The organism is Enterococcus sp. DIV1639a, assembly GCF_050530445.1.
Taxonomy (GTDB): Bacteria; Bacillota; Bacilli; order Lactobacillales; family Enterococcaceae; genus Enterococcus_B; species Enterococcus_B hirae.
In genome coordinates this window covers 940,468-950,000 of sequence record NZ_CP172886.1, presented here as the reverse complement: position 1 = coordinate 950,000, position 9,533 = coordinate 940,468, and the positions used below count along the sequence as shown (strand labels likewise).

Sequence of the window (9,533 nt, the reverse complement as noted above, 5' to 3'; positions counted from 1 at the left end):
GCGTTTTACCGCACCTTCAACCTGGACATGGGTAGATCACATGGTTTCGGGTCTACGACTACATACTCAAACGCCCTATTCAGACTCGCTTTCGCTGCGGCTCCGTCTCTTCAACTTAACCTCGCATGCAATCGTAACTCGCCGGTTCATTCTACAAAAGGCACGCCATCACCCATTAACGGGCTTTGACTTGTTGTAGGCACACGGTTTCAGGTTCTATTTCACTCCCCTTCCGGGGTGCTTTTCACCTTTCCCTCACGGTACTGGTTCACTATCGGTCACTAGGGAGTATTTAGCCTTGGGAGATGGTCCTCCCGGATTCCGACGGAATTCCTCGTGTTCCGCCGTACTCAGGATCCTCCTAGGTGCCTTCCAAATTTCATCTACGGGGTTTTTACCCTCTTTGACTGACTTTTCCAAGTCATTCGACTATCTGAAAGAACTACCATATTGGAGTCCTACAACCCCAATGAGCAAGCTCATTGGTTTGGGCTTTTCCCGTTTCGCTCGCCGCTACTCAGGGAATCGAATTTTCTTTCTCTTCCTGCAGGTACTTAGATGTTTCAGTTCTCTGCGTCTACCTCGAATGCGCTATGTATTCACGCAAACGTAACATCCTATAAAAGATGCTGGGTTCCCCCATTCGGAAATCTCTGGATCATAGCTTACGTACAGCTCCCCAAAGCATATCGGTGTTAGTCCCGTCCTTCATCGGCTCCTAGTGCCAAGGCATCCACCGTGCGCCCTTATTCACTTAACCTTATCAACCTTGCGGTTGGGTTTTGATCTTTCTTCTAGCGATAGAAGTCCGATCAAGAAAATAAGCAATTGAACTTATTAAAAAACTCATTCAACGCGGTGTTCTCGGTTTGTATTACTAATTTACTTCAAATATCCAGTTTTCAATGAACAAAATGTTTTAACAACTAATGTTGTTAATGGAGCCTAGCGGGATCGAACCGCTGACCTCCTGCGTGCAAAGCAGGCGCTCTCCCAGCTGAGCTAAGGCCCCGATTTATTTTTGAGAGTAGACCTCTCAAAACTGAACAAAGTATAAAACAAACAGTGTAGTCTCCGTAATATTCCTTAGAAAGGAGGTGATCCAGCCGCACCTTCCGATACGGCTACCTTGTTACGACTTCACCCCAATCATCTATCCCACCTTAGGCGGCTGGCTCCAAAAGGTTACCTCACCGACTTCGGGTGTTACAAACTCTCGTGGTGTGACGGGCGGTGTGTACAAGGCCCGGGAACGTATTCACCGCGGCGTGCTGATCCGCGATTACTAGCGATTCCGGCTTCATGTAGGCGAGTTGCAGCCTACAATCCGAACTGAGAGAAGCTTTAAGAGATTAGCTTAACCTCGCGACTTTGCGACTCGTTGTACTTCCCATTGTAGCACGTGTGTAGCCCAGGTCATAAGGGGCATGATGATTTGACGTCATCCCCACCTTCCTCCGGTTTGTCACCGGCAGTCTTGCTAGAGTGCCCAACTAAATGATGGCAACTAACAATAAGGGTTGCGCTCGTTGCGGGACTTAACCCAACATCTCACGACACGAGCTGACGACAACCATGCACCACCTGTCACTTTGCCCCCGAAGGGGAAGCTCTATCTCTAGAGTGGTCAAAGGATGTCAAGACCTGGTAAGGTTCTTCGCGTTGCTTCGAATTAAACCACATGCTCCACCGCTTGTGCGGGCCCCCGTCAATTCCTTTGAGTTTCAACCTTGCGGTCGTACTCCCCAGGCGGAGTGCTTAATGCGTTAGCTGCAGCACTGAAGGGCGGAAACCCTCCAACACTTAGCACTCATCGTTTACGGCGTGGACTACCAGGGTATCTAATCCTGTTTGCTCCCCACGCTTTCGAGCCTCAGCGTCAGTTACAGACCAGAGAGCCGCCTTCGCCACTGGTGTTCCTCCATATATCTACGCATTTCACCGCTACACATGGAATTCCACTCTCCTCTTCTGCACTCAAGTCTCCCAGTTTCCAATGACCCTCCCCGGTTGAGCCGGGGGCTTTCACATCAGACTTAAGAAACCGCCTGCGCTCGCTTTACGCCCAATAAATCCGGACAACGCTTGCCACCTACGTATTACCGCGGCTGCTGGCACGTAGTTAGCCGTGGCTTTCTGGTTAGATACCGTCAAGGGATGAACAGTTACTCTCATCCTTGTTCTTCTCTAACAACAGAGTTTTACGATCCGAAAACCTTCTTCACTCACGCGGCGTTGCTCGGTCAGACTTTCGTCCATTGCCGAAGATTCCCTACTGCTGCCTCCCGTAGGAGTTTGGGCCGTGTCTCAGTCCCAATGTGGCCGATCACCCTCTCAGGTCGGCTATGCATCGTCGCCTTGGTGAGCCGTTACCTCACCAACTAGCTAATGCACCGCGGGTCCATCCATCAGCGACACCCGAAAGCGCCTTTCAAATCAAAACCATGCGGTTTCGATTGTTATACGGTATTAGCACCTGTTTCCAAGTGTTATCCCCTTCTGATGGGCAGGTTACCCACGTGTTACTCACCCGTTCGCCACTCCTCTTTTTCCGGTGGAGCAAGCTCCGGTGGAAAAAGAAGCGTTCGACTTGCATGTATTAGGCACGCCGCCAGCGTTCGTCCTGAGCCAGGATCAAACTCTCATAAAAAGTTCGAACAATCTTACGATTGTTAAGCTCAATTGTTTGCTAGCATATTGCTTGCTTGTTAAAAATGTTTGTTGTCTTGAATCAATCAAGACGCCCTACACATTTGGTTTGTCTTTGCTTTGTTCAGTTTTCAAAGGTCTACATTTTTTCTTTCAACAACTCTTATATCTTAACATTTTCTTAAGGTTTTGTCAATAACTTTTTTCAATTTTTTTGACTGAGTTGTTTGCCGTGTTCTTAACGACTTGATTATCATATCATTTAAATTGTTATTTGTCAACAACTTTTTCCATTGATATTTCAATCTTTTCGTCACTTCTTAATCAAGCGACTTTGTTATTATAACATGGTGATTTTTCATCGTCAATATGTTTTTTCAACAAATTTTAAAGTGAAATTCATCACGCTTTATCAGAACAAATAATAATATATCAAGGACTGTCGAAAAATGCAATAGAAAAAAACATATTTTTCACTATAATTTTTAAAAGCGAATATTCCTCTCGATAATTAGTATTTTGACGTTTTTTTATAGTTTTTTCAGCGCGTTTAACACCTATTCAGATACAAAAGTTCGGTTCCGCGTATTTACGTTTTTTATAAATTCGAGCACTTCCCTATATTGTTTGTTTTTTGAATAAAAAAAACAAGTAAAGTTAACCCCCTTTACTTGTTTTCTTCTTTTACAATCGGAATAAAGATCCTAAAAATGGTACCCTGCCCAACGACACTTTCTGCATTGATTCTCCCTTTATAATTTTCAACCAATTGCTTAGCGATGGATAAGCCTAACCCATTACCACCTTTTGTTCGTGCTCTGGCTTTGTCGACACGATAAAAGCGATTGAAAATCTTATTAAGGTCTTCTTGTGGTATGCCTTCTCCAAAGTCTTGAATCGCAATTTCAAATTCGCTCAATGTAGAAGAAATCGAAATATGCACTTCTTTTCGATTGGTTGAATACTTCACTGCATTATCCAAAATAATAATGATTAGCTGTTCAAAGTGGTTACGATAAATTTGCAGAGTCACTTCTTTTGCTAAATCGTCATCTAAAGTAATGACATAATCTGGATATAGTATTTTGAAGTTATTGTAAACCTGGTAAGTGACTTCTTTCGCTAATGTCGTTTCATTCGCATAATGCATATCCACTTGTTCTGCTCTGGAAAGATCAAGCATTTCCTGAACCAAACTCTTCATTCGACTAATTTCCTGCATGCTTGCAGCTAGTGATTCTTCTAAGATTTCAGGATCATCTTTCCCCCAACGATTCAATAAACTCAAGTGTCCCTCAATGATTGCTACTGGAGTTCTTAATTCATGAGAAACGTCTTCCACAAATTGTTCTTGCTGTTCAATATAAAGACGCATGCGATCAAGCATCTCATTGAAGATTTCAGCAAGATCAGCTAGTTCATCATTCGTATCAATTTCCGGCATATGAATATCTGATTGTGGGTCTTTACGAATCGTATCCATCGTGTCTCGTAAGACCTTTAATGGTTTTAAGAAATAAGAGGATAAGAAAAACCCGAGTATACTACTTAAAATCAAGGAAACAACTTCTAATACGATGAGTGTCAATAATAACTTGTTCCGAATATCATAAAAAGATGAAAGTTCATAAAAACTTTGAGCATAACCAATCTTTTCTCTCGTTTCTTTAGAATAGATCGGCTGGACAGAAAGAAAACCAGTTTTGCCATCTAACGTGACGATCGTTGGCACTTTTCTAGTTGTTTGGATCAATGAACGATCTTTTTCATGCGTTTTAAAAATTAATTTTTCATCTAAGTTATAGACATATAGATCCATTGAAGATTGTCCTAATTCGGAAATGAACGAATCGATTTTCATCAAATTCCCTTCAATGATTGATGTGTCACTGATGCTCGTATTATTTTCTGCATTTGTTAAGTTGCGGTAGGTGTTGACTAATGTCAGCTCTTCATTTGCATTGGCTAATCGTGAAGCGACTTCTGAGATCGTTCGTTCGTCATTGTTTCGCTCTTTTGCCACGATTAGATTGATTGAAGACTTATACGTAATGACCGCAAAAATGGTAAAAACAACGAATATAAAGAAAGAACTTGCAAAGGCCCACTTGATTGTCAAGGAGGGACCTTTAAGTTCTCTTTTTTCAGAATTTTTCGGTTTTATCACGAGCGCATCACATAGCCTGTTCCACGGACAGTTTGGATATAACTTTCTTCTCCAGGAACATCAATTTTATTACGAAGATAACGAATATAGACATCCACAACATTCGTTTCGACTTCTGTTTCGTATCCCCATACTTTGTTTAGTAAAACATCACGGGCTAATACAACATTTACATTTTCCATCAAAGTAAGTAACAATTCATATTCACGTTTTGTTAACTCAATGACTTCACTGCCGCGTCGTACGACACGATTTTCTTTTTCGATCGTTAGGTCACGATAGGTGATCGTTGTTTGTTTCGCTACATTCTTGTCTCCTTCAATGTCGATACGACGTAATAAGGCACGTAAACGAGCTAATAATTCTTCAATCGCAAAAGGTTTAACGATATAGTCATCTGCACCATGATCTAATCCTGAGACACGATCGATTACTGAGTCTCTAGCAGTCATCATAATGATTGGTGTATTTTTAACTTGACGGACACGACGGCATACTTCTAGTCCATTTAATTCTGGTAACATCAAGTCTAATAAAATAGCATCCCATTCATTGTTTAACGCTGCATCTAATCCTGTACGGCCATTGTAATGTACTTCTGCATTGTAGCCTTCATGCTTTAATTCTAACTCGACAAACCGAGCTAAGTTTTTCTCATCTTCAATGATTAGAATATTACTCATCAATTTTTTTCCTTTCTATTCTACGGGCTTTTCAAAACTCTATTATTATACCGATAATCTACTTAAAAATCTATAACCATTTTATCATGGATAATAATTTTTAAAAAGAGCTGAAGTCTTCTCTTTTCAGTTGACTCCAGCTCTCATGTCATCTTTTATTTTTCTTCATCTTCAAGAAGCGAAAAGATTACTCTTCATGATACCATGAATAATGGAAGATTCCTTCTTTATCTACCCGTTCATAGGTGTGCGCACCAAAATAATCACGTTGCGCTTGGATAATATTTGCCGGTAAACGTTCTGCTCTATAAGAATCGAAATAAGCAATCGCAGAAGAAAAAGTTGGTACCGGAACGCCCGCTTGGACAGCTAGTGCGACTACATCTCTTACTGCTTGTTGGTATTTATTGGTGATGTCGACAAAATAATCATCTAATAAAAGATTTTCGATATCAGAATCCTTGTCATACGCATCAGTGATTTTTTGTAAGAAACGAGCACGAATGATACATCCAGCGCGCCAGATCTTAGCAATTTCACCAAATGGCAGATCCCAACCATATTCTTTAGAAGCAACACGTAATTGAGCAAAACCTTGTGCATAACTCATAATTTTGCTGAAGTACAATGCTTCACGGATTTTTTCGATTAACTCTTTTTTATCTCCAGTAAATGAAAACTCATTCGTGCGGGTTAGCACTTTGCTTGCTTGGACACGTTCGTCTTTGTACGCTGAAATGTAACGAGCAAAAACAGATTCTGTGATCAATGGTAAAGGAACACCTAGGTCTAACGCACTTTGGCTCGTCCATTTTCCTGTTCCTTTGTTACCAGCAGCGTCCATGATGACATCAACGATTGGTTTCCCAGTTCCTTCATCATCTTTTCTTGTTAGGATATCTGCAGTGATCTCAATCAAGTAACTGTCTAACTCACCTTGATTCCATTCTTTAAAGATGTCAGCCATTTCTTCAACTGATAAGCCTAAGATGTTTTTCATCAAGTCATAAGACTCTGCAATCAATTGCATATCGCCATATTCGATGCCGTTATGAACCATTTTGACATAATGACCAGCACCATTAGGACCGATGTAAGTCACACAAGGGGCCCCGTCTTCTGCTTTAGCAGAGATTTGCTCTAAGATTGGTGCAACCAATTCATAGGCTTCTTTTTGCCCTCCAGGCATGATTGAAGGTCCTTTTAAGGCTCCTTCTTCCCCACCTGATACACCTGTGCCGATAAAGTTGATACCAGAGTTAGCTAGTTCTTCATTCCGACGAATCGTGTCTTTGAAGAAAGTATTTCCTCCATCGATTAAAATATCTCCTTTATCTAAATGCGGAAGTAATTCTTGGATGGTTGCATCCGTTGCCGGACCAGCCTTTACCATTAGAAGGATTCGACGTGGTTTTTCGATCGAATCGACAAATTCTTCGATTGAATAAGTTGCTTTAAATTTTTTGTCTGGGTGTTCTTCCACCACAGCAGTTGTCTTTGATCCAGTACGGTTAAAGAGGGCAACTGAATACCCACGACTTTCAATATTAAGGGCTAAGTTTTTACCCATTACGGCCATACCGACAACGCCGATTTGTTGTTTTGACATATGAACTCCTCCTACATATGGGATGTTCTCCCTAATCTCTATCATTATAGCTTAACATGGCGCTATTGCAAACCAAAGAAGCATATATTTTTATGACGTTGTTTCAATATTAATGGACGAGCTAGGAAAGTTTTAAAGTATCACAAAAAAATAAACCTCAAGGCTCCATGGTTAGCCTTGAGGTTTTTACATTTTCTAATTAAAATGTATTAAGCTTCTTTAGACATTACGTCCTTACCATCGTAGTAACCACAATTTGCACATACGTGATGGCTTTTTTTCATTTCACCACAGTTTGCACATTCGTTTAAACCTTTGATTGTCAATTTGTAGTGTGTACGACGTTTTGCTTTTTTAGCTTTTGATGTTCTTCTAGCTGGTACTGCCATTTTGCTACACCTCCTTGTAAAGTCTTGCACCTTAATTGATGCAATATATTCCAATCTTACGCTTTATCATCTTCATTTGATGGTTCATCAAAAAGTTCCGATAATTTTGCAAGACGAGGATCTACTTTTGTCTTGGCATCTTCTGATTTTCTACGCTCATATTCTTCTTCGGAAACGACTTCCCAATCTGTTCCTTTCGGTAGGTCAGTTGCGAGTTCTTCTTCCTCAGTTAATACGCGCATCGGAATTGCCAATAAAATGTTGTCTTCAATTGATTCTGTCAGGTCAAGTTTTGCATCTTCGATTAACAAAATCTCTTCTGCAGACAATTGGTCATCTCTGAGTTGATATTGTTCTTTTGTCATAAACAATTCGTCAACAGCAAAGTCCATCGGTAATTCAACCGGTTCTAAAGAACGCGTAGATGGAACAGTCAGAGTCGTCTGCACAGTGTAATGAACCAGATAGCCTTTTTTATCAACTGAGACTAACCCTTGGACTGCAACAGGCGCAACATCTAGTATTAAATTGTCTCGCTCCATGAGTTCCGCTTTAAGATCAAGGGTCTCATGAAATGTTAACGGTGTCTCTTGGTATTTTCTCAATTCGAGTAAGGACCATTTCATTTTTCATCACTCCTAAGCAACAAAAGCAATTATACAGGGCAAAAAGGTCCTTGTCAATGAAATTTTCTTGACACCTTACACTTCATTAAAAAACATTTTTTTTATTTATTCGTTATGTTGTCTTATTTTTATTTACGAACAAATTTCCATGGCAACTCGCAACTAATAGAGAATCCATTTTTTTAACTAAACTTTTTCTCTATTACGTGAAAGACTCTCTGTAAATTTTGACTTTTTCTCCTTATTGGTTCGTAAACTATATGTTTACCCCAAAATTAACTGATGATTTTTAGAATAACATTCGATCATTCCTACAGAAGAACGATTTTTACTAACCAAGAATGATAACTAACGGTATAAAAACAGCAGTTTTGATCGTTTATCCGGCTAAATTCTTCTACAAGTTGTTCTGTGGCTTACATACTTGATGGTTTCTATTTGCTCAAGTATTCAAGATGAACTACAATAAACAATATTTATAAGAAAAAGGAGCAGACGCTTGTTATGAACACACGAGATATCGAATATTATGTTCAAATCGTCAAGCAAAAGAATTTTACCAAGGTAGCCAAGTACTTTCAAGTTAGTCAACCGACGATCACTTATGCACTTAAGCGCCTGGAAAAAGAACTTGACGCAGTTCTTATCACGAGAGATCGTTCACACCACGAATTAGTGATTACCCCTGCTGGCAAACAGTTATTTATCCATGCACAATCTATCTTGCAAGAGATCAAGATGGCAAAAGCAGAGATTACGCAATTACAGAAAAAGAAATTACGATTTGGAATGCCACCAATCATTGGCAATGAATATTTCCCGAAATTATCCAGTTATTTTATTAAATCTCAGCTAATGGACCAAATTGAGATTACAGATGGTGGTTCGAGAGATTTGTATGGCATGATCCACCAAGGAAGAATCGATTTAGCGATCCTAGGCTCCACCCAACCAATTATCGATCAAAAATTAGAGATCGAATTACTTTTAGACAAGCGTTTCATGATTGTTGTTGCTCCTACTCATCCTTTCGCTGACCGACAAACGATTTCTTTTAGCGACCTAACAGCTGAACAATTCGTTTTATTGAACGAGCATTACGTTCATCCTGCAGCTTTTAAAAAGTTAGCTAAACAGGCACATATTGAACCTAAAGTTGTTTACCAAAGCAATGACTTAGCCATATTGAAAAGCATGATTCGAGAAAATATCGGGATTGGTTTTTTAACTGAAATTGCTATTCACCCTGAAGATCATCTCGTATCGATCCCACTTTCCGATCAGCTCCAGCCGCACTTTCTGATTTCACTTGCTAAGCGTACTCAGCAAATTCCGACTCCTTTACAAGAAAACGTGGTTGAGGTCATCCAACAATTTATGAAAACTCAAAAGAAGAACAAATCTTAATTG

At 40.2% G+C, this 9,533-nt stretch carries 6 protein-coding genes, 1 tRNA gene and 2 rRNA genes (1 of these 9 running past the window's edge); 1 reads left to right on the top strand and 8 read right to left on the bottom strand.

Annotation, left to right across the window (positions count from 1 at the left end; genetic code table 11):
* The 8 genes from IGJ32_RS04325 to IGJ32_RS04290 form a co-directional block, all read right to left on the bottom strand.
* Positions 1–760: ribosomal RNA gene (locus IGJ32_RS04325) — 23S ribosomal RNA — on the bottom strand (it extends 2,154 nt beyond the left edge of the window).
* Positions 761–939: 179 nt separating this feature from the next.
* Positions 940–1,012: transfer RNA gene (locus IGJ32_RS04320), tRNA-Ala, on the bottom strand.
* A gap of 78 nt (positions 1,013–1,090) precedes the next feature.
* Positions 1,091–2,650, bottom strand: a 16S ribosomal RNA gene (locus IGJ32_RS04315).
* The 16S and 23S rRNA genes sit together here with 1 tRNA gene alongside, the layout of an rRNA operon.
* 666 nt (positions 2,651–3,316) lie before the next feature.
* Positions 3,317–4,816: a HAMP domain-containing sensor histidine kinase gene (locus tag IGJ32_RS04310; RefSeq protein WP_010719635.1), complete on the bottom strand. Its 1,500-nt coding sequence runs from the start codon at positions 4,814–4,816 to the stop codon at positions 3,317–3,319.
* Complete coding sequence (locus IGJ32_RS04305) at positions 4,813–5,499, bottom strand: response regulator transcription factor (protein WP_005875038.1); 687 nt, start codon at positions 5,497–5,499, stop codon at positions 4,813–4,815. Before IGJ32_RS04305 ends, IGJ32_RS04310 begins: the two co-directional genes overlap by 4 nt.
* Positions 5,500–5,686: 187 nt before the next feature.
* Entirely contained in the window at positions 5,687–7,108 is a 1,422-nt protein-coding gene (gndA, locus tag IGJ32_RS04300) for an NADP-dependent phosphogluconate dehydrogenase (RefSeq protein ID WP_063626846.1), read from the bottom strand.
* A gap of 209 nt (positions 7,109–7,317) precedes the next feature.
* Positions 7,318–7,497, bottom strand: a complete 180-nt coding sequence (gene rpmF, locus IGJ32_RS04295; protein WP_010719637.1) for a 50S ribosomal protein L32 — start codon at positions 7,495–7,497, stop codon at positions 7,318–7,320.
* Between the two features lie 56 nt (positions 7,498–7,553).
* Complete coding sequence (locus IGJ32_RS04290; RefSeq protein WP_010719638.1) at positions 7,554–8,123, bottom strand: YceD family protein; 570 nt, start codon at positions 8,121–8,123, stop codon at positions 7,554–7,556.
* 504 nt (positions 8,124–8,627) lie between these two features.
* Between IGJ32_RS04290 and IGJ32_RS04285 the strand changes: the two genes are divergently transcribed.
* On the top strand, positions 8,628–9,530 hold the full coding sequence (locus tag IGJ32_RS04285) for a LysR family transcriptional regulator (RefSeq protein WP_053765615.1): 903 nt from the start codon (positions 8,628–8,630) through the stop codon (positions 9,528–9,530).
* The last annotated feature ends 3 nt before the right edge of the window (positions 9,531–9,533 follow it).